Source organism: candidate division KSB1 bacterium (assembly GCA_034506395.1).
In the GTDB taxonomy this organism is placed as follows: Bacteria; Zhuqueibacterota; Zhuqueibacteria; order Thermofontimicrobiales; family Thermofontimicrobiaceae; genus Thermofontimicrobium.
The window spans coordinates 40,561-60,304 of the sequence record JAPDPQ010000025.1 but is presented as its reverse complement, the minus strand read 5'-3'; the positions used below and the strand labels follow the sequence as shown (position 1 = coordinate 60,304).

At 45.5% G+C, this 19,744-nt stretch carries 15 protein-coding genes and 1 tRNA gene; 14 read left to right on the top strand and 2 right to left on the bottom strand.

Annotated elements, in window-relative coordinates; genetic code table 11:
- The first annotated feature begins 65 nt into the window (after nucleotides 1-65).
- Nucleotides 66-236 (top strand): hypothetical protein, encoded by a 171-nt coding sequence (locus ONB37_14880; GenBank protein ID MDZ7401437.1) that lies wholly within the window; start codon nucleotides 66-68, stop codon nucleotides 234-236.
- 128 nt (nucleotides 237-364) lie between these two features.
- Here ONB37_14880 and ONB37_14875 read toward each other — a convergent pair whose 3' ends face one another.
- On the bottom strand, nucleotides 365-1,825 hold the full coding sequence (locus ONB37_14875; GenBank protein MDZ7401436.1) for an MFS transporter: 1,461 nt from the start codon (nucleotides 1,823-1,825) through the stop codon (nucleotides 365-367).
- A 323-nt stretch (nucleotides 1,826-2,148) separates the two neighbouring features.
- Here ONB37_14875 and ONB37_14870 point away from each other — a divergent pair, with 323 nt between their 5' ends.
- Nucleotides 2,149-4,254: a sodium:solute symporter family protein gene (locus tag ONB37_14870; protein MDZ7401435.1), complete on the top strand. Its 2,106-nt coding sequence runs from the start codon at nucleotides 2,149-2,151 to the stop codon at nucleotides 4,252-4,254.
- A gap of 460 nt (nucleotides 4,255-4,714) precedes the next feature.
- Here the strand turns inward: ONB37_14870 and ONB37_14865 are convergent.
- Nucleotides 4,715-4,798, bottom strand: a tRNA-Leu gene (locus ONB37_14865).
- 358 nt (nucleotides 4,799-5,156) lie between these two features.
- On the opposite strand from ONB37_14865, the gene ONB37_14860 reads away from it, so the two are divergent.
- The 12 genes from ONB37_14860 to ONB37_14805 all read left to right on the top strand — a co-directional run bounded on the left by ONB37_14860 (nucleotide 5,157) and on the right by ONB37_14805 (nucleotide 19,686).
- Nucleotides 5,157-5,732 carry a DUF4416 family protein gene (locus ONB37_14860; GenBank protein MDZ7401434.1) on the top strand — a complete coding sequence of 192 codons (576 nt, stop codon included), beginning with the start codon at nucleotides 5,157-5,159 and terminating at the stop codon, nucleotides 5,730-5,732.
- Nucleotides 5,710-6,717: a phosphoribosylformylglycinamidine cyclo-ligase gene (gene purM, locus ONB37_14855; protein MDZ7401433.1), complete on the top strand. Its 1,008-nt coding sequence runs from the start codon at nucleotides 5,710-5,712 to the stop codon at nucleotides 6,715-6,717. Before ONB37_14860 ends, purM begins: the two co-directional genes overlap by 23 nt.
- Nucleotides 6,718-6,725: 8 nt before the next feature.
- Nucleotides 6,726-7,733, top strand: a complete 1,008-nt coding sequence (locus ONB37_14850) for an NAD(P)H-dependent glycerol-3-phosphate dehydrogenase (protein MDZ7401432.1) — start codon at nucleotides 6,726-6,728, stop codon at nucleotides 7,731-7,733.
- Nucleotides 7,734-7,924: 191 nt separating this feature from the next.
- Nucleotides 7,925-9,220 (top strand): asparagine--tRNA ligase, encoded by a 1,296-nt coding sequence (asnS, locus tag ONB37_14845; protein ID MDZ7401431.1) that lies wholly within the window; start codon nucleotides 7,925-7,927, stop codon nucleotides 9,218-9,220.
- 202 nt (nucleotides 9,221-9,422) lie between these two features.
- Nucleotides 9,423-9,890: a TIGR00725 family protein gene (locus ONB37_14840; protein ID MDZ7401430.1), complete on the top strand. Its 468-nt coding sequence runs from the start codon at nucleotides 9,423-9,425 to the stop codon at nucleotides 9,888-9,890.
- 72 nt (nucleotides 9,891-9,962) lie between these two features.
- Entirely contained in the window at nucleotides 9,963-10,238 is a 276-nt protein-coding gene (locus ONB37_14835; GenBank protein MDZ7401429.1) for an acylphosphatase, read from the top strand.
- Between the two features lie 125 nt (nucleotides 10,239-10,363).
- Nucleotides 10,364-10,888 carry an adenine phosphoribosyltransferase gene (locus tag ONB37_14830; protein ID MDZ7401428.1) on the top strand — a complete coding sequence of 175 codons (525 nt, stop codon included), beginning with the start codon at nucleotides 10,364-10,366 and terminating at the stop codon, nucleotides 10,886-10,888.
- Nucleotides 10,889-10,994: 106 nt separating this feature from the next.
- Nucleotides 10,995-12,137: a hypothetical protein gene (locus ONB37_14825; protein ID MDZ7401427.1), complete on the top strand. Its 1,143-nt coding sequence runs from the start codon at nucleotides 10,995-10,997 to the stop codon at nucleotides 12,135-12,137.
- 141 nt (nucleotides 12,138-12,278) lie between these two features.
- Nucleotides 12,279-13,514 (top strand): outer membrane protein transport protein, encoded by a 1,236-nt coding sequence (locus ONB37_14820; GenBank protein MDZ7401426.1) that lies wholly within the window; start codon nucleotides 12,279-12,281, stop codon nucleotides 13,512-13,514.
- 298 nt (nucleotides 13,515-13,812) lie between these two features.
- The gene (locus ONB37_14815; protein ID MDZ7401425.1) at nucleotides 13,813-15,054 is read left to right on the top strand and encodes a hypothetical protein; all 1,242 of its coding nucleotides are present in this window, start codon (nucleotides 13,813-13,815) and stop codon (nucleotides 15,052-15,054) included.
- Nucleotides 15,055-15,065: 11 nt separating this feature from the next.
- Nucleotides 15,066-17,519, top strand: a complete 2,454-nt coding sequence (locus tag ONB37_14810) for a PP2C family protein-serine/threonine phosphatase (GenBank protein MDZ7401424.1) — start codon at nucleotides 15,066-15,068, stop codon at nucleotides 17,517-17,519.
- A gap of 100 nt (nucleotides 17,520-17,619) precedes the next feature.
- On the top strand, nucleotides 17,620-19,686 hold the full coding sequence (locus ONB37_14805) for a SpoIIE family protein phosphatase (GenBank protein MDZ7401423.1): 2,067 nt from the start codon (nucleotides 17,620-17,622) through the stop codon (nucleotides 19,684-19,686).
- Nucleotides 19,687-19,744 lie beyond the last annotated feature (58 nt).

The following is a 19,744-nucleotide window of genomic DNA, read 5'->3' as shown; positions in this document are numbered from 1 at the left end:
ACTGAAAAAGATTGATCTAATAAAGGCACTGCCCAGGTTCAAAACATAGATTGGAGTATTTCGATTTGAAGACGATCCTTATAATTCTCTCATTTATCGGCTTAGCTCTTACGCTATTTCCCTCGCTATTGGTATTTCTGGCTGCGATCAGTTTTCGGTTCCATTTAAGCTTAATGCTTTTGGGCACGGTGATCTGGTTCAGCACAGCGCCATTCTGGCTGAAAAAGAGCGAGTGATTCACTAAGTTACGATTTGAGACTCAAGTTGATCTCACAATGACTCAGTCTCGATATTGCTGGGATACAATTTTTGCTTGAGGAAAAGTTTGCTGGCTTGAAAGGCAAGTTTTATTGAAATCGCTGAGTCACGAACCAGATTTTCCGTTGCTCCGGTTGAATAACCAAGCAATTTGCTCCAAGCCGAGATGGCGATTGATCATCAAAAATAGCCAGCGCAGCATACGGCTCACTGATTTAGCCTCTGGTTCTTCAAGCTTATCGATCAAAGGGATGGCGGCGATGCGCAGGATCAGGGTCAATCCAAACAGGAAATGATAATTAATCCAGATTTGCCCCAAGAAATGAAATTGAAAAGACGCGAAGTGCTGTGCCAGCCATCCGCCAAAGATCATGGCAATGAAGTTTGTCACTCCCACTAAAGCCGAATTTACTGCCAGAAAGCCAAGTCGGCCATGCTGGGGCAAGGTATGAAAAACCATATTAAACATGACCAAATTAAAGCCTGACCAGAAAACGCCAGTGAAACAGATATCGAGCCAGATTGGAAAGGAGTGGTCTGGAGTCGCGATGAGATAAAGAATGGGGACTGGGATCAATCCGAGCGCGGTGATTTTGATCACGGGTTTGTGGCCGACGCGGTCCATGAGTACACCCCAAAGTGGCTGGGCAACTAAAGACACCAATGAGGTACCAATCGATAGCAGGGCAATGGTCGAAAAGCTCCAGCGCAGAGTCTTAAGCAAATATACAGGAAAATATCCGATGGCAAGCCCGACCGCAAAGATATAAAACAGGTAAAAAGTTAATAGCTTTTTGAACTTTTCTGTTTGAAAAGGCTGTTTGAGCATGTTGAGAAAACTATAAGAAGGGGTTCGCTGATAGGGCGGCTCTGGTTGCCGTAGCAAAAATCCAAAGGCGATGATCGCGCAGAAAACGGCAAACAGCTCGACGATCAGAAAGCCAATGGGCAACTGATTGAGGCTCTTATAATGGTCGAGAATTCTCCCAGCAAGGATACTTGTGGCCATCGTAATGATGCCAAGAATCATATTGCGCTGTCCAAAATAGCGGCCACGGATCTTTGCGGGAACCAGATCGGCCATCCAGGATAGCCATGGAGCTCCGGAAAAGCTCATCGCCATGCTGATGATCGTGAAGATGACCAGAAAAATCCCAACGGATTGGGATTTTCGTTGGACAAGAAACGGCAAAAGCACCACGAGAGCCCAAAGGGTACGGCCAAACAGGGAAAATACTCCGGAGATGAGCTTGCGCCGACCAACCCGTTCTATGACATGAACGGAAAAAATCTGGAGTACCTGAGTCAACAAAGGGATTGCGGTCAACAGCGCAACTTGAAAGTCGTTCACGCCCAGCATGAGCGCAAAGCCCGTGAGAAACGCGCCAGTCGTTAGCGTAATATGCACGGTGGCAAAGCAGCCTTCCCAGATGGCGACACGTAATCCTTTCTGTATGTCATGCTCTGAAAACATTCGGCAAAGATAATATTTTTCTTCTGGAAATGCAATAGATTTTTGATGAGCGGCCAATTCTTGTGACGTCGAATGGTGCAAGCCGCTGTCCAAACGCTTTTCCTCGATATTTCCGTTCAATACTGGGCGTTGAATTGGAAAAAAAATCAATTATCATTTGTGTTTCGGAAATCTCCTGGAAATTTTCTGTTGCAATATGAACCATTCGAGTTGAATTTTTGCACTGCGAAGCCATCGGCTTCGTTCGAGAGCATGGATCACATGGCTAACGAAGCTTGTTGCTGGAATCAAGTTTCGTTTTATGATGAGATTCCTGCATTCGCAGGAATGACAAATTTTCAATAAACCAATTCAGAAAACATCAATTCACCAAATCGCAATGGCAAATTTTGAACAACTCAAATGAGGAGATGAGGATGTATCTTTTAGGGCTTCACTTGTGGGACTGGATTCTGATTATCGCTTATTTTTCGATGATGATTTTTATCGGAACTTGGACGCGCCGGCGCGTGAAGAACACCAAGGATTTCTATCAAGGCGGCCGCAGCTTCGGTAAATTTTTAACGACAGCCATGCATTTCGGCACCATTACCAGCGCCGATCAGGCCGCAGGAGTGGCACGCGAAATCTATCGTCAAGGGCTCTCTGGTATGTGGTTTCAAAATTTGCCGCTGTTGTTCACTCCTTTTTATTGGTTCGTCTCCATCTTGCAACGCCGCGCCCGATATGTTGGTCCAGGAGACATTTATTTGCATCGGTTCGAAAGCAAATTCCTGGCAGGGCTATTCGCGACCTATATTCTGCTCAATGCCATCTATGGAGGCTCCATCGGATATTTGCTCACAGGAAAGACCATGCAGGCCATGATGGTTAAACCTGAGACAGAATATACCGCCGCAGAACGCCGGAGTGTCGATGAATTTTATGAATTACAACGACTCCAAGAAAAGCAGAGTTACGAACAATTGTCCACAGCCGAACAAGAACGGCTTGACGTACTGGTAGAGAAACAGAAGCGAGGGGAACTCCATGCGTACATCTCATATCTAAACCTGAATCTGTTTTATTTCTTATATGCTGGGATTGTGGCTTCCTACACCATGCTGGGAGGGTTGTTCGCCGCTGTCTTAAATGATGTGATTCAAAGTTTATTGATTTTGGTGCTATCGTTCATGCTGCTACCGATCGGTTTGAGCAAGTTAGGAGGGTTCACAGGACTGCATCAAAAGGTCCCGGCCTATATGTTCGAGATTTTCGGTTCAGCCGCCACCAGTGAATATACCTGGTATTTCGTGGTGACCTTTGCGACACTCAATTTGATCATCTTGCCTCCCCGAAATTTCACCTACGGTGGTTCGCCCAAGGATGATTTTTCTGCCCGAATGGGCATGGTAACCGGGGCGTTGATCAAACGATTCACCATGATCGGATGGGCATTGACTGGGCTGATCGCCGTCGGGTTGTACCAGGGTCAGTTGTCCGATCCGACCAACATTTGGGGACATATGACCAAAAATCTGTTAGGCGCTGGTTTCGTGGGACTGATGATCGCAGCCATTATGGCCGCTAACATGTCGACAATTAGCGCAAACAGCTTGGAATGGTCAGCCGCATTCACTAAAAATATTTTTCTTCCATTGGTTCCACAAGCCAGCGAGAAATTGCAGATCATTGTGGGCCGATTGGTGATCTTTGTGGTGATGTTTTCAACAATTTATTTCGCGAAGATGGTGGACGACATTTTTGTCGTATTTAAATATGTGCTCTCGATTGGAACGATTATTGGTCCAGCGCTCTGGCTGGTCTATTTCTGGCGTCGCTTAACCACCAAGGCCGTTGTCGTTCAAATGCTCCTTTCCATCATGCTAACCGTTGTTGTGCCCAATCTCGTTCCATCGATTAATAACAATCGGGAAAACCCGAAACTGACCATTCAAACGGTTGGTCGCGAAGAGGTTATTCAAGCCCCAGCTACGGCTGAGGATGTAAAAGCTGGTCGCGCCAGCTTCGAAGGTCAACTCATTGAACAACGAAAAGTATATCCGCCCACTGGTATCTATTTTGAGACGGTGGCCCGGAAGAACCCCGATGATCCGAATTCGCCATTAGAGGGGAGAGGCATCTTTCGGGTGCAATTATATCTGATCTCGATGATGGGATTTGATCTCACGCATCTGACAAAAGCGCAATTAGCCACCCTTTCCAATATCTTTGATATCATTTTTCCGTTTATTATTTTGATTCTGGTCAGCCTGATCACCAAGCCAAATTCTGAAAAAGTTCTGCGCGAATTCTATGCCTGTATTCACACGCCCGCGCATGCTGATCAAACTGAAGATGCCAGACGCGTTAAGGAAGCTATTGAGCATCCCGAATTGGTGGAAAAGAACAAATTATTTCCTGGTACCAATTGGGAATTTTGGAAGCCCACCAAGCAGGACATTTGGGGGTTCGTGATCTGTTGGCTATTGGTCGGCCTCATTATTTGGCTTTACACGATCATTATGAAAATCGGTGCTTAGTTCCCTTCGACATTCCTTTCGATTTCTGCAAAAGAAGACTTCAGTCATTGCGAGTACAGCGAGGAATAGCAGAAGCCGTTTGAGAACGAAGACCGCTTCATCCCTGCTAAGGTTCGAGTTCTCGCAAGGACTTGCCTTTTGCCGTTCTGCAGAATGATTTTTTTCCGGTAAATTGTTCAGAATGTTCCATCGGCGAAGCAGGATGAATGAATCGACAGGGCGATAAAAGCAACGTTTGAAGGAGTGAATAGCTGCCCGAGCAAAGTCATTGGGAAAAAATGGCTCGGGCTGTTCCTTTTGTGGGGAACAAAATTTGAACTGCCTTGATCAACCATGCTGCCTGGTTGATCGGATTAAATCTAAATAATCGATACCGATGACATAATGAATCGCGTCATCGAGCGCAGGAGAAAAATGGAAAGAAAAAAACCAACTGTGTTGGTAACAGTTGGTTTGATCGTGCCGGGGGCGGGAATCGAACCCGCATGGACCGAAGCCCGCAGGATTTTGAGTCCTGTGCGTCTACCAATTTCACCACCCCGGCAATGCAGCAGATAATATAAAAATATTTCAGATAAAGTCAAGAGAAATTTCACGGTTTTTAGTCACAATCATCACTCAATTACAGTTCCAACTCAACTGCCGATCAGCACGCGAGATTTTTTTTCCTTGACATTTAACAATTTATTTCTAAATTATGAAGGCCTTTTCAAATCGAATCGATCGAAGCAAATTCGGAGCGCACTGAACTGTGTTGGATGTCACGTCTTATTGAAGTGATGTGTTCTTAACAGAGAACAGTTATTCCACAGAAAAGATTCATGGCTGTTAAATCGGCCATGGATGGAAATACCTGAAAGAGGTATAATAGCATTTCATTTCAATCAATTGGATATTGAGCAATGGGGCAACCCAAAATTGCAGTTGATGTCAAACTGTTTTGTGCCATCACTTTTGCCAATAGAGAGTTATATGATAAAGTAAAAGCACTACTCGAAGGCAAATTTGGCCCGGTTGATACGCTTTCTGCAGAATATGAGTTCAATTATACCCAATATTATGCAAAAGAGATGGGGTTAAATCTCAAAAAGCGGCTGATTGGATTCGAACAATTGATCCGACCAGAGCTTTTACCAGAAATAAAATTACAAACCAACACCATTGAGCAGCAATTTTCCATTGAGAACAAACGCCGAGTAAACATCGACCCTGGATACTTGGCAGAGGCAAAAGTGGTGCTGGCAACCACTAAAAATTTCGATCATCGCATCTATCTGGGGAAGGGCATTTATGGCGATGTCCATCTTCGTTATCGACGCAATAAATTCATTATCAACGAATGGACATATCCAGATTATCGGGACAAGATCGTGATCGATTTTTTCGCACGATTGAGAAAAAAATATCTGCCAAAATATTTGGAATTGATACAACTGAGAAAACAAGGGAAATTGAATGAAGTCGGGATTGACCTATAAAGCGGCAGGAGTTGATATCGACGCTGGTGATGAAAGTGTTAAACGAATTGGCAGATTAGCCAAAACGACTTTCAATGAGAACGTGATCCGAGAAATTGGTCTGTTTGGCGCGTTTTATCGCTTGAATTGCCATGGGATGAAGCAGCCGGTGCTAGTGTCCAGCGTCGACGGGGTGGGAACAAAGCTGAAAATCGCATTCATGGCTGGGATCCATGATACAGTGGGGGAAGATCTGGTCAATCATTGCGTCAATGATATTATGACTTCAGGCGCCACGCCACTGTTCTTCTTGGATTATCTGGCTATATCGCAGCTTTCGGTTGATGTCGTAGAGCAGATCGTCACAGGAATGGCGCGCGGTTGTCGCAATGCTGGTTGTGCACTGATCGGAGGGGAGACTGCCGAAATGCCTGGCTTTTACCGATCGGGGGAGTATGATATTTCGGGCACTATGGTGGGCATCGTCGATGCGGAAGAAATTATCGATGGTTCGAAAATTCAGCGGGGTGATATTCTGATTGGGCTTCCATCCAATGGGCTGCATACCAATGGCTATTCTTTGGTGCGAAAAATTTTTTTTGAATTGAACCAATTTAAAATCGACGATTATATTGAAGAATTGACAACGACCCTGGGGCAAGAGCTGCTCCGAATCCATCGAAGTTATCAAGTTGCAATTTTAGCTCTGAAAGATCAGCCGTTTTTGCATGGCATGTCTCACATTACTGGTGGGGGCATTGAGGGCAACACGAACCGCATTTTGCCTCCTCAACTTGCGCTGAGGATCGACTGGGAGAGCTGGCCGCGCTTAGAAATTTTTCACTTGATTCAGCACATCGGACAGATTTCCGAGCAAGAAATGCGCCGAGTGTTCAATTTGGGAATCGGATTTATTTTTATCGTTGATAAAAATTATGTGGATGGGGCAGTGGAAACCTTGGGCAAACTGAATGAAAAATGCTATGTGATTGGAGAGGTAATTTGAACCGGAAAATGAATATTGCGGTTTTGGGCGCAGGGAGTTGGGGTATCGCGCTCTCACTCGTGCTCGATTATAATGGCCACCGGGTAAGGCTCTGGGAATTTCGGCCCGACGCTGCCGAGCGACTCGATAAAACTCGGGATGCGAAAGAGTTTCTGCCCGGTATCACTCTTCCGCATTCCATCCAGGTCATGAATGATTTTCAGCGAGCATCCTCTGATGCGGATCTCATCGTAGTCGCGGTACCATCGCATGTTGTCCGTTCGATTGGCGAGAAATTGAACCAGATCCAATTTGAGAAGTCCCCGATCTTGATCAATGTTGCCAAGGGGATCGAGAATGAGACACTGATGCGAATGTCTGAAGTGCTTCAACAGACCATCCAATGGGCCAACCCAAACAACATTGTGACGCTCTCTGGCCCAAGCCATGCAGAAGAGGTCAGCCGGCGAATCCCAACTGCGATTGTATCGGCAAGCAAAAACATGGGCGCTGCCGAGTTGGTTCAGCAGGTGTTCATGAACGAATTTCTTCGGGTCTACACCAATGCAGATATCATTGGAGTAGAACTAGGAGGTTCATTGAAGAACATTATTGCCATTGCGGCTGGGATTTGCGATGGGGCTGGTTTTGGAGACAACACAAAGGCGGCTTTGCAGCCGCGGGGATTGGTGGAGATCGTGCGACTCGGTGTCGCCATGGGCGCTGATCCGATTACATTTGCTGGCTTATCGGGCATGGGCGATTTAATCGTGACCTGCATGAGTCGGCACAGCCGAAATCGCTATGTTGGCGAACAGATCGGCAAAGGGAGAAAATTGGATGACATTTTGAAAGAAATGGTGATGGTTGCAGAGGGGGTCAAGACGACCAAATCCGCTTACGCATTAAGTAAGAAGTTTCAGGTCGAAATGCCAATTACGGAACAGGTTTATCATATTTTATTTGAAGGCAAAGACGCCCGAGTGGCGCTCAAAGAGTTGATGCTTCGGGGACCGAAGGAAGAAAAATGGGGATAACGAGAGGCTTTAAAATCATCTTGCATCTTTCATGAAATTGATTTCAGGGAAAATACTGTGGGAGAACGATGAGCCCTGTTGAGGAATCATCAGAGCTTTAGCTGATAAATTAAAATCGAACACGTTTTTTTTGAGAAGGCTATCGAATCCGAGCAACTGCAGACGAATTAACCACCGAAGGAGCAGTATTCATGAAAAACGATACGTACGTGGAAGACATATCCAAATTTGAAGGACAGGATGTAACGATCAGCGGCTGGCTATATAATCGAAGATCGAGTGGGAAATTGCATTTTTTATTGGTCAGGGACGGGACTGGCACGATCCAGGCGGTCGTTTCCAAAGCCGATGTGCCGGAGTCGGTATTTGATCTATGCGATAACTTACCTCAGGAGTCATCGATTTTAGTGACTGGGAAGGTTGTGGCTGATAAGCGTTCGCCCATAGGTTACGAGATTCAGGTGAAGAATGTGGAGCTTGTGCAATCTGCCGAAGAATATCCAATCACCCCGAAGGAGCATGGGATAGAGTTTCTGATGGATTTGCGGCATTTGTGGCTGCGCTCTTCCAAGCAGCATGCGATTTTGCGCGTGCGCCATGCAGTGATCCGAGCTTGTCGGGATTTTTTTGATGGCAAGGGATTCACGCTGGTCGATGCCCCAATTTTTACCCCTGCGGCTTGTGAAGGTACCACGACCTTGTTTGAAACCGATTATTTTGGCTCGAAGGCTTATTTGACGCAAAGTGGCCAGCTCTATATGGAAGCTGCGGCCATGGCATTCGGGAAAGTTTATTGTTTCGGTCCTACCTTTCGCGCAGAGAAGTCGAAAACTCGGCGTCATCTGACAGAATTTTGGATGATTGAACCAGAGATGGCCTATTGCGATCTCGATGGGGATATGGACATTGCCGAGGAGTTTGTCGAATATGTGGTGCAGACGGTGATTCAGAAATGTGCCTCGGAGCTCAAAGTATTGGAGCGGGATATTTCGAAGTTGGAGACGGTTAAACGACCCTTTCCACGGATCAGCTATGACGAGGCAGTTGAGATTATCAAACAAACAGGCCTGGAGTTTCAGTACGGCAATGATTTTGGCGGGACGGATGAGACGGTAATATCTGAGAAATTTGATCGACCAATCATGGTGCATCGTTACCCAGCAGCGGTCAAAGCATTTTATATGAAAAACGACCCTAATGATCCCACCAAAGCGCTATGCGTTGACGTGCTCGCCCCAGAAGGCTATGGTGAAATCATCGGAGGTGGTCAACGGGAAGATGATCTCACCATTTTGACGCAAAAGATCCAACATCATAACTTACCGATGGAGGCATTTGATTGGTATTTGGATATCCGAAAATACGGCTCTGTCCCTCATGCGGGATTTGGGATGGGGATCGAGCGCACGGTGGCCTGGATCTGCGGCCTAAAACACATTCGTGAGGCGATTCCGTTTCCGCGGACAATTTACCGGTTAAAACCATGATCATCTGATAAAAAAATGTGAAACAATTCGGCCGCTATGATTGATCGCGAAAGCTTTTGAAAATGAGCCATTCTTTTTCTTAGCCAGCGATCATCTCGGTCAAAGAAAAAATGCCATGAACGTGGTGATTTTGAATTGAGCTGACTGAGAGCACAGCAAAGGTTAAGAATATTTTTGTTCATATGGGAAGCACGCTTTTTCCATGATCACAAAAACCACAAAAATCATCGGAGTAATTGGCCAGGGTAAAGATTGCCCTCCCGAGCTTTTGCAGGCTGCCGAGGAAGTGGGCTACTATATTGGCCAACGGCATGGGATTTTAATTTGCGGCGGGCTTGGCGGCATCATGGAAGCAGCATGCTTCGGCTGCAAGTCGGCTGGTGGTGTAACCATTGGAGTGCTGCCGGGCGCACAAAAATCCGATGCGAACCAATATGTGGATATTCCCATCATCACTGGCATGGGGGAAGCGCGGAATCTCATCATCGTTCGCTCAGCGGATGTGTTGATCGCCATTGGCGGAAAATATGGTACTCTTTCCGAAATTGCCTTTGCGTTGAGCTTTGGCAAGCCAATCGTAGGGTTGCATACCTGGCCGCATTTTTCGCAGATCATCCAAGTGGAAAGCGCTGAGCAGGCTGTAAAAACAGCGTTCAAATTAATCGAATAGCCGATCTTCTCTTTCATTGCTCCATGAATTTTGATTTGAATCGTTTGGCAACGCTAAGCAGAGGGGAGTGCTATGGACGTTGGTGCTCATATCATCGTAACAGGTTTGGTTCAGGGGGTGGGGTTTCGTTGGTTTGTTGAGCGGGAGGCGAAAAAATTAGGCCTGACTGGTTACGTGAAAAACCTTTACACTGGGGAAGTGGAGGTTATAGTTGAAGGTGATCGCGGGATGATTGAGGAATTGATCGATGTGCTGCGAGTGGGGAATCGTGCTTCGCGCGTTGTGGATGTGAGAGTAACGTGGCGCAAATTCGAAAATAAATATCATGATTTTCGGATTGCCTTTTAGCCAAATTATTTCTGCAAACCCGGCACTGCGAGCCTATATTTTTATCTCATCTCGCTCCATCAATACCGAAAATTGGCACTCACTTCATTATGAACGAAGCCCTAAGAAATAGAGGAGAAACGCACATGGAACAACTCAAAGCGATGATTCGGACTGTGCCCGATTTTCCCCGGCCGGGAATTGGATTCAAAGACATTACCACGTTAATCAAAGATGGTGCGGCATTTCACCAGGCGATCGAAGCAATGGCCGAACTGCATGCCCCAGAAACAATCGATTTGGTGCTGGGAATTGAGGCTCGCGGGTTCATCTTTGCCTCAGCGTTGGCCTATAAATGGGGAAAAGGGGTGGTCATCGTTCGGAAACCGGGCAAATTGCCTGCCGAGACGGTGCGCGAACAATACTCTTTGGAATATGGTACCGATGCCATCGAGATCCACAAAGATGCCATCGCGAAAGGGCAGCGGGTCCTGGTGGTCGACGACCTTTTGGCTACGGGTGGCACCGTGGCCGCCGCGTGTCGCTTAGTGGAAAGGCTTGGTGGTCAGGTCGTTGGCATCGCTTTTTTAATCGAACTGAGCTTCTTGAATGGGGTCAACCAGCTAAAAAATTATCATGTCACCTCCTTGATAAAATTCGACCATGAATAATTTTAGCTACGTCGAAATTGTACTTGACTTTTTTTATTTTTGTTAATATCTTTCAGCGCTTCCGAAAAAATCATTGATGACGAAAATCAAAAATGGGACCTACGCCATGAAACACAGATTCGTTTTATCAATACTAATTGTGTATGTCTTGCAATCGACCTTGTTCGCTGGGGGAAAATGGTACAACTATTATGAAGATGGTCTCAAGCAGATGGCGCTGGGAAACTGGGCACAAGCCATCGAAAATTTCAAAGAAGCACTGAAAACTCAGAACCGCGATGTTAAAACCATCAAGACTTATGGGATGCATTTTATCGAATATTTCCCGCATCGGGAGATCGGTATTTGCTATTTCCATTTGGGCCAACATGATCTTGCTAAGGCCGAACTTCTGTTGTCGCTGCAACAGGAATATTCTGCCCGAGCGCAAGAGTATCTGCTGAAGCTCGGTGTTTCAACTCCCACCAAGGTCGAAGCACCAGTTGTGATCCAGCCTCCCAAAAGCGATCAGAAAATTGCCCCCCCTGCACCAACCGTCGTAACTGCACCAGAACCAGAAAAATTGGTCGGCGAACGCATGGGGATTGCCGTGTTGCCGTTTCAAACCAAAGGACTGGGTGGAGAGATCGGGGAAATTAATGTTGTGGAACAAATGATGACGACGTTTTACAACCTGAACCGATTCAAATTGTTTGAGCGTACTCAATTGGAGAAGATCTTAGAAGAACAGAAATTGGGGATGTCTGGCATTCTCGACGCAACGACTGCGGCGGAGATCGGCAAAGGGATCGGTGTGGACGCTATTGTGTTGGGCAGTATCACGCGAGCTGGTTCGAACATCGCGATCGATGCTCGGTTGATCGATACAGAGACCGCCCAGATCATTACGGCCCAAGATGAAATGAGCAACCGAACCTCGATTCAGGACCTGAAAGAGATGATCAATCGCCTGGCGCAAAAGATCTCTCAGGATTTGCCCCTCGTCGATGGCTATGTCATCGAGGTGAGTGGCGACAAACTGACGCTGGATGCCGGGGCTAATAAAGGCTTAAAGAAAGGCATGAAATGCATCGTATATCGTGAGGGGAAAGAGATCGTTCATCCCATAACGAAAAAGGTCCTGGGTAAAGAGACGCAAGAACTGGGCCAGATTAAGCTCATCCAGGTAATGCCCGAATTTTCAGTGGGCCAGGTTATTCCATCCAAGGCTGGATTTTTTGAAGTTGGTAATAAATTCGTCACCAAATAAATCACCCCTGAAAAATGTCTGTTCATCTGGATGTCAAAAGCAATATGTTCGGCCACATGCTTCCTTTCCAGATTCGGAATATCAGATGTCATTTTTCAGACAAATGCGATCTGGTCATTTACATTTATTGAAGGAGGTCCTATGAAAAAATTTCAAACGATTGTCCTGCTGATTGTGCTATCTATTCTAATCAGCATGGAGATCTCGCTGGCGCAAGGAAATATCGATTTCAACTTCATTGGAGCCGGTGCCCGCGCTCGTGCGATGGGAGGTGCGTTCATTGGCGGGGCAGATGATGCCACAGCAGCATCGTGGAACCCTGCGGGTCTGATTTTCCTTGAGAAGCCAGAAGTCTCGGCGACTTATGTCTACTCTTCGGTGTATCAGAGCATTGATGACGAGGCGGTCGAAGACCTCGGCCTTAGCCATGGCTACGTTAACTTCGTGAGTGCAGCATTTCCGATTTCGATTGGCGCTAATAACATTGTCGGTTGTATTGCTTTTCAGCGGATGATCGATTTGTTCGATAAGCAAGAGGCGTTTCTTTCAGATATGTATGGCAACCAGTACTGGTACGACACTAAGCAGAAGGGCGGAGTTGATGCGGTATCACCTTCGGTAGGGGTGCAGGTTTCACCCCAGTTTTCCTTGGGCCTGGCCTACAATATTTATCTGGGAAAATCAATTACTAAATGGACATCATGGGATACGAATCAGGAGATTGAGGCTCCCAAAGAGCAGTATAGTGGCGGCAATCTCTCATTGGGAGCTTTGGCCGATCTTGGTAAGTTCAGGATCGGTGGCGTGTTCAAGACGCCATATACGTTGAAAGCAGAGCGCGACGAGGCGCTTAATGTTAGTGGTGAGATCGATTTCTTCGGGTATGAATTGGAGATGAAAATGCCCGGCATGTTCGGCATTGGCCTGATGTATGAGCCAACACCAAAGCTACGCGTTGCCGCTGACTACGAGATGCGAGGGTTTTCGAATTTTAAGATGCGGTTGAACTGGACCTCGCCAGATTTGCAAGACCAAAACACCGATAAATTTGAAAAAGCCGAATGGGAGAATGTCAATCAGTTTCGTCTGGGCGCTGAATATCTGGTGACTGCTGGCAATAGTTTCGTTCCGTTACGCATCGGACTCAAAAGCGAACCAAAACCCTATAAAGATTCAAACGGTGATCAGGTAATGGGCGCTGCGCTCACCATGGGGATTGGATTGGTGGCGAAAAACTTCACATTGGCTGCAGCCCTCGAATATAGTGCCCTCAGCTTGAAGTACCAGTATTTTGATGGTTATGCTTATACCGAGTCAGAGATAACCAATAGCCAATTAAATTTCTTGCTATCTGGTATTTTCTATTTTGGCAAATGAAAGCGATGTCCAGGTTCGATCAAATTGCTAAAAAAAGCGGAACAAATGAGTCAGGTTGTTCCGCTTTTTTCTTATGTTGACATTGTAAAAATTTTTTTGTATGTTAATCGGACAGCGGAAAAAGTGTTCTGCATCGAACAAATATTTGAATTCTGTTTATCATGGCTAAGAGACTAACACCTTTTAAGCCATGAGGTAGAACCAAATAATTTCTTATATTCGCAGAGTGACAGATCCTTTTGCTATGGTTGCTTTAAATTATCTAAAAGGGGATTCGTTCTCATTGAAAAAAATAACCATGAAATCAGTTTTAATAGCTATGCTCCTCGCGTTTTTGCTCGGTTGCGCAGAACGAGAACGGCTCAATCCCATCGATCCGCAGAACCCCAAAACTGGTGGTCGGCCTCAGCGATTGCAAATCTATTCAGACCTGAACGTGATTGTGCTACAATGGGATCGGTTGGATTTGACAGGGATTCAAGGATATCGGGTGTATCGCAGCAGCGCAAGGGATTCGGCATTTCGAGCTTTCTCTCTCGTGCCCTCTGATTCTAACCGATTCATCGATCGCGGGGTGAACTACGGGCATGAATATCGCTATTTTCTCACCGTTTTGGCAGGCGATTTTGAGACACCTAGCAGTGATACCATCGGCATCGTTCCTGGTCCAACTAACATTTGGGTAACAGACGTTTATAATCGTCGTTTAATCAAAGTTTCACACGATGGAAGCCACGAAATTCGGCAGATCGGTGTGGATGGTCATCCCTGGGCCATCGCCTACGATGGAGAGCAAAGGACGATCTGGTACAGCGATGTGCTGCAAAATAGGATTTATCGTGTTAATCCGATTGTTTCTGAGGTAGTTTTGGACCTGGGGAATGGGGATCCCATCGATCTGGCTTACGATCAGCGGAACAATCGCATCTGGATTGCTGATCAGAATTTGGGGCGCGTGTACGCACTCAATCGTCAAGGTCAGAAGATCGGGGAAAAAAGCGATTTCAAAAAGCCCGTGAGTCTTGATTTTGTCAGTAGCGAGGGCTCATGCTGGGTGGTCGATGCCAAAACCAAAACACTCCACAAAATTTCGGCCAACCTGATTTCATTGGGCCAAATTTCCAATTTTATCAATCCATCCAGCGTGTCCGTGAACCAATCGTCCGGCGACTGTTGGATCGCCGATAGCAGTCGCATTGTCAGAATCGATTTAAAAGGTCGAATCCGATTATCTATTGAGCGGACTGGGAGCTTTTTGCGCTATCTGGCGGTGGATTCAGTGCTAAATTGTTGCTGGGTGATCGACTTCAGCTTTTTTGCCAATAAGTCGCGATTGCTTTGCTTCAACAATAGCGGCGATCAATTGCTTGAGCTTGAAGGTCTTAACTGGCCTACTAATCTCAAAGTGAATCCTTATGACCATTGCTGCGTAATAGCAGAGGCCGGGAATGGTCGTTTGCTAAAAATTTCCCCCCAAGGTCAACTGATCGGAGAAGTGAAAGGCTACTATTATCCCAGAGGATTGTTCATCGAATTTTAGGATTAGCGAATATGGATCAAGCAAAATTGCAACGCGGTGATGCTTTCTTGTTCGGCATTGCCATGCTTTTACTGATTGCTTATATTGTGCTATACCCTCAAATTTTTCCAGATGCCTCGATAAAATTTTCGTTGACTGAGGAACAGATCTCAAAGCGGGTTAATTGGATTCTCGATGAACTTGGTTATGATACAGATCGATTTGTTCATCATCTCAATCTGCGCCATAGTTCTGACCAAATCCGATATCTGCAGAAGCAATTCGGTTTCAAAAAAACGAATGCCATTCTTAAAGAAAACGTTATTCCTGCATATTACTGGAAAGTTGATTTGGCGGATAAACATGCCAAGAAAAACATGTTTCGCCTGTCTTATGATAACGATGAACAAGCGCAAGAAGAAGCTAAGAAAGCGTTGACTGACACCATTTCGTTGCAACTCAGCCTCAATGGGAGATTGCTTCAACTGATGGTGAATCTGGGTGAAAATATAAAGCTCGATACAACCGATTATGACCATGCACTGAATATTGCGACAACGCTCATGCAAAAAGTTCATGGCGATGGATTTGCAAGCTATCGCCTTGTTTCCCCAAGAGAAGAAAGCCAAATTTCCCGTTCGGAATTTCAATTCACTTGGGAAAACGATCAGCCGATCTACGGTGAAACGGAAAAGGTCAAGATCACGGTTCGTGGGAATCGGATTAACCAATATCGTGCGTCTTTTAGCCCGCCGAAACAGTTGGCAATTGGCTCACCCCGATCGGAATTGCATGGGATTCCCGAGGTAATTGTTGCAATTGGGGTGGTCATTTTGTTCATTATTTTGTTGATCAAAATGCTGCGCCGAGATGAAATTGAATTAAAAAACAACATGGTGCTAAGCATCGTCATCGCTTTAGCTTGGATGTTTCAACTGATCACAGAACTGCCACTCAATCAAAGCCGGCTTCTATTGGCTTTGCTGCTTTCTCTGTTCGTTACCACGCCATTCATCTTTATCGGCTTCTTATTGGTGAGCAGTATCAGCGAATCCAGCGCGCGTGCGATTTGGGATGAAAAATTATTGACTTTCGATGCCTTTCGAAAGAGGACAATTTTATTCCCGCAGTTTTCTCTGTCAATTTTTAGAGGGATAGCGATAGCATTGATCGCTGGTGGGGCATTGGCCCTTCTAACAAAGGCGATCGATGTCTTCCGAATCGGCTATATGGATTTTCCAGGGAATCGCTTGGTCGCAAAGTTCGGTTGGGTTCCTATGTTCTACGTCATCGCCGAGGGATTGCGGCTCACTGGATTTTATGAAATGGTTTTTCGTTTGTTCTTTGTGTCCACCCTAAGACAAAAATTCAATCGGAATGCCACTATCATTTTGCTCGCTGGTGCCTTATCTGTCTTCTCCTATGGTGCCTATTCGGACTTGAAAATCTCGCCCTATTTAATCAATATTGTTATCAATTTCATTATTGCTGCGATCTTTATCATCGCGTTTATGAAGTGGGACTTCATGACCGCCTGGATTGGCGCCTTTTGCTATTATCTAATGCGCGAATTATACCCTCTGATCTTTCAATCCAATAGCTATTATTTTTGGAATGGGATCATGCTTTGGCTTATTTTTGGAGCGCTGATCGCAGTTGGAATCATTGGTTATCATCGAAAAATTTCATTCGAAATGGTCCAAAAATACATTCCTTCCTATGTGCTCCGCCGGCAGGAGCGCGAACGGTTGCAACGTGAGTTTGAGATTGCCAGACGCGTTCAATTCAGCTTTCTGCCTCGGCAGAAGCCAAAGCTCGATGGCATTGATCTGGCCAGTATCTGTATCCCAGCCTCAGAGGTCGGTGGCGATTATTATGATTTTATTGAGATGGATGACCAGCGACTTGGGGTTGTGATTGGCGATGTTTCAGGTAAGGGGATTTCGGCCGCCTTTCACATGACGCTCACTAAAGGATTCCTGAAATCTCAGGCCCGGTCAGTCCTTTCTCCCCGGCAGGTGATGATCAATCTGAATGAGTTGTTTTATGAAAACGTTGAACGAGGCACTTTTATCAGCATGATCTATGGCATCTTTGATATGAGGGCCATGACCTTCTCTTTTGCTCGAGCAGGGCATAATCCATTGATCATCCAAAAGGCATCCAATAATAAATTGGAATTGCTATGTCCCCGAGGCCTGGCCTTGGGGCTGGCTAAGGGGAGTGTGTTCGAACGCGTGATCGAGCAATACAGCGTCCCCATTCAGAGCCAGGATATTTTCGTGTTTTATACCGATGGCTTTTCAGAGGCGATGAATGATAAAAAAGAGGAGTTCGGAGAGGAACGACTTCAGCGCCTGATTCAGGAAAATTCATTTTCCAGCGCTCAACGATTGATCGATTTCATAAAAGAAAACGTGATCCAGTTTGTTGGGGATGCACCCCAGCATGACGATATGACCATGTTGGTCGTCAGGATTTTATAACCCTCCCGATGCCTTTGCCAGAAATATTTTTGGATATTGGCCAGATAGAAATTTGATTGTTTCTGAGCTCCATCAACTTGGTAAAGAAAGCTGAAACTCGATGAAGCGATTTCTTGTCTACAAATCAATTCCCGCGATGTTAATCGGGTTTGTGATCATTTTTGATATGATTGCAGGGCAAACTTCCGATCAATTAAATTTTCTTATGAATTTGGTCGTCCTTTTGGCAATATTCAGCTTAATGCCCTGGCTTCAACAATTCCATCAAAATTTATCTATTCATCAAAAAGATAAATTGTTTCTGGGCTCAGTGGCTGTTGGAACGATTCTTATTCTTTTTTATGATCGATCTGGCTTCACTGACGCCGGGATATTCTGGTCCATTCCAAAAGTGTTGGTTCCTTGGATAACCGTGATCGCACTTGTTTTAGCGTTAACTGCGGTGCATGATCTCATTTTCGTTCATCGCAGAAGCAGCACCAATGCGAACTTTTTCCTGTTGCTTGTTGCGATTGCTCTTTATAGTTTGGTTGCAGGCTCGGTAGGCCATGAAGCACATATCAATGAAACTGCTGAGGAAATCTCCTTGGGCATCAGCCGCTTGCCCCTTATTTCAAAACTGATTTCAGCAGGGATGATCTATTTAATGGTTATCAACTCATTTCGCCAGAAATGGGTTAAAGTGCTAAATAAGCGCCAAAAGCTAATTTCCCTGGTGTTGAGATTATTAGTCATGGCAATAGTGATCATAGTTTTAATTGCGAGCAACTCCGAAGCTGGATTCATGCTGAGCGCGTTATTCAAATCTTTATCCGTGCTCAGAAAATATGCCTGGGCGACCTTGGTATTCTTTTTTGTCTATCTCGTTTTCTCGACAATTGTTCTGCTATTATATTTGCCCACGGCGAGCATTTATGATCGGAAGGTAAAGGAAATTTCGTCGCTCCATCAATTATCACGGCTGATTCTCGGCGTATTTGATATCGAGCAATTGGCAAAAATCATTTTATCCCGGACAATTGAAGTGACCGATGCCAATTATGCGTGGCTTTTATTGAGGCGGCAGAATTCAGAACAATTTGAGTTGGTTGGGCAAAACCAAGTACCAGATCGACTGCTTCGATCTTTGCTGAGCCGCACTAAAAATGAATTGGCTGATTGGATTTTGCTGCATCGTGAGCCATTGTCGATTGAACGGATCAGCCGACACCCGCTGACCTCAAAACTCAATTATTGGGAACAATCGTCAGGTTCGCTATTGGTTGTTCCCCTCATTGTAGGGGATGCTGTAATTGGTCTGCTTTTCGCTGTCAAGCAGGAAGAATATGGGTTTCTCCCCGACGATAAAGTTATTTTGACGGCATTTGCGAATAATGCGTCCATTGCTATTGAAAACGCTCGATTGGTGCACCAATCGCTTGAACGAGAGAAATACGAACAGGAGCTGAAAATCGCCCATGAGGCTCAAATGAAATTGCTGCCTCGAACGATGCCTCAGTTAGAACTGCTCGAGATGGATGCGATTTGCATTCCAGCCAATGAAGTGGGGGGTGATTATTATGATTTTTTTTGGATATCAGACCATGAATTGGCGGTGGTGATTGGAGATGTTTCAGGCAAAGGAGCTGAGGCGGCATTTTATATGGCGGAAGCCAAAGGAGTACTTGAATCGCTGAGCAGAATTTATTCATCGCCGAAAGAATTATTGGTTCAGGCCAATAAGATTTTTTACAAAACGTTTGATCCCAAAACCTTCTTCAGCGCCATTTATAGCGTGTTTAATTTTAGAGAGCGCATCGTTCGATTCGCTCGTGCGGGACATTGTCCATTGCTCCACTGTACGAAAAATCAGGGGCCGATCATATTAGAACCACCCGGGCTGGGGCTTGGGCTGGATCCAGGCATCCGCTTTGAGACGTCGTTAAGTGAGCACGCCTTGCCCTTGCAACCCAGCGATCTTTTGTTTCTTTATACCGATGGTTTAATTGAAGCTCGAAATGACCGCCAAATGGAGTTTGGAGAGGAGAATTTGCGCGAAATCATCTACAAAAATCAGGACAAAAGTGTGGCTGAAATAAAAGCTGAGGTGCTGAAACAGATCGAATTGTTCGTAGGTAACCATCCGAGGCATGATGACTTGACCATGGTGGTGATCAAAGTGCGATAAAATTTTTAATTGATTATTTCATGAAAAGTCTGTATATTTTTTTAGAAATTAAATCAGC

Excerpts from the sequence above, each read along its gene's own strand:
- ONB37_14870 (MDZ7401435.1), top strand. The coding sequence starts at position 2,149 with ATGTATCTTTTAGGGCTTCACTTGTGGGACTGGATTCTGATTATCGCT.
- ONB37_14810 (MDZ7401424.1), top strand. The coding sequence starts at position 15,066 with ATGGATCAAGCAAAATTGCAACGCGGTGATGCTTTCTTGTTCGGCATT.
- ONB37_14805 (MDZ7401423.1), top strand. The coding sequence starts at position 17,620 with ATGAAGCGATTTCTTGTCTACAAATCAATTCCCGCGATGTTAATCGGG.
- ONB37_14850 (MDZ7401432.1), top strand. The coding sequence starts at position 6,726 with ATGAATATTGCGGTTTTGGGCGCAGGGAGTTGGGGTATCGCGCTCTCA.
- asnS (MDZ7401431.1), top strand. The coding sequence starts at position 7,925 with ATGAAAAACGATACGTACGTGGAAGACATATCCAAATTTGAAGGACAG.
- ONB37_14835 (MDZ7401429.1), top strand. The coding sequence starts at position 9,963 with ATGGACGTTGGTGCTCATATCATCGTAACAGGTTTGGTTCAGGGGGTG.
- ONB37_14840 (MDZ7401430.1), top strand. The coding sequence starts at position 9,423 with ATGATCACAAAAACCACAAAAATCATCGGAGTAATTGGCCAGGGTAAA.
- ONB37_14830 (MDZ7401428.1), top strand. The coding sequence starts at position 10,364 with ATGGAACAACTCAAAGCGATGATTCGGACTGTGCCCGATTTTCCCCGG.
- purM (MDZ7401433.1), top strand. The coding sequence starts at position 5,710 with ATGAAGTCGGGATTGACCTATAAAGCGGCAGGAGTTGATATCGACGCT.
- ONB37_14860 (MDZ7401434.1), top strand. The coding sequence starts at position 5,157 with ATGGGGCAACCCAAAATTGCAGTTGATGTCAAACTGTTTTGTGCCATC.
- ONB37_14815 (MDZ7401425.1), top strand. The coding sequence starts at position 13,813 with ATGAAATCAGTTTTAATAGCTATGCTCCTCGCGTTTTTGCTCGGTTGC.
- ONB37_14825 (MDZ7401427.1), top strand. The coding sequence starts at position 10,995 with ATGAAACACAGATTCGTTTTATCAATACTAATTGTGTATGTCTTGCAA.
- ONB37_14820 (MDZ7401426.1), top strand. The coding sequence starts at position 12,279 with ATGAAAAAATTTCAAACGATTGTCCTGCTGATTGTGCTATCTATTCTA.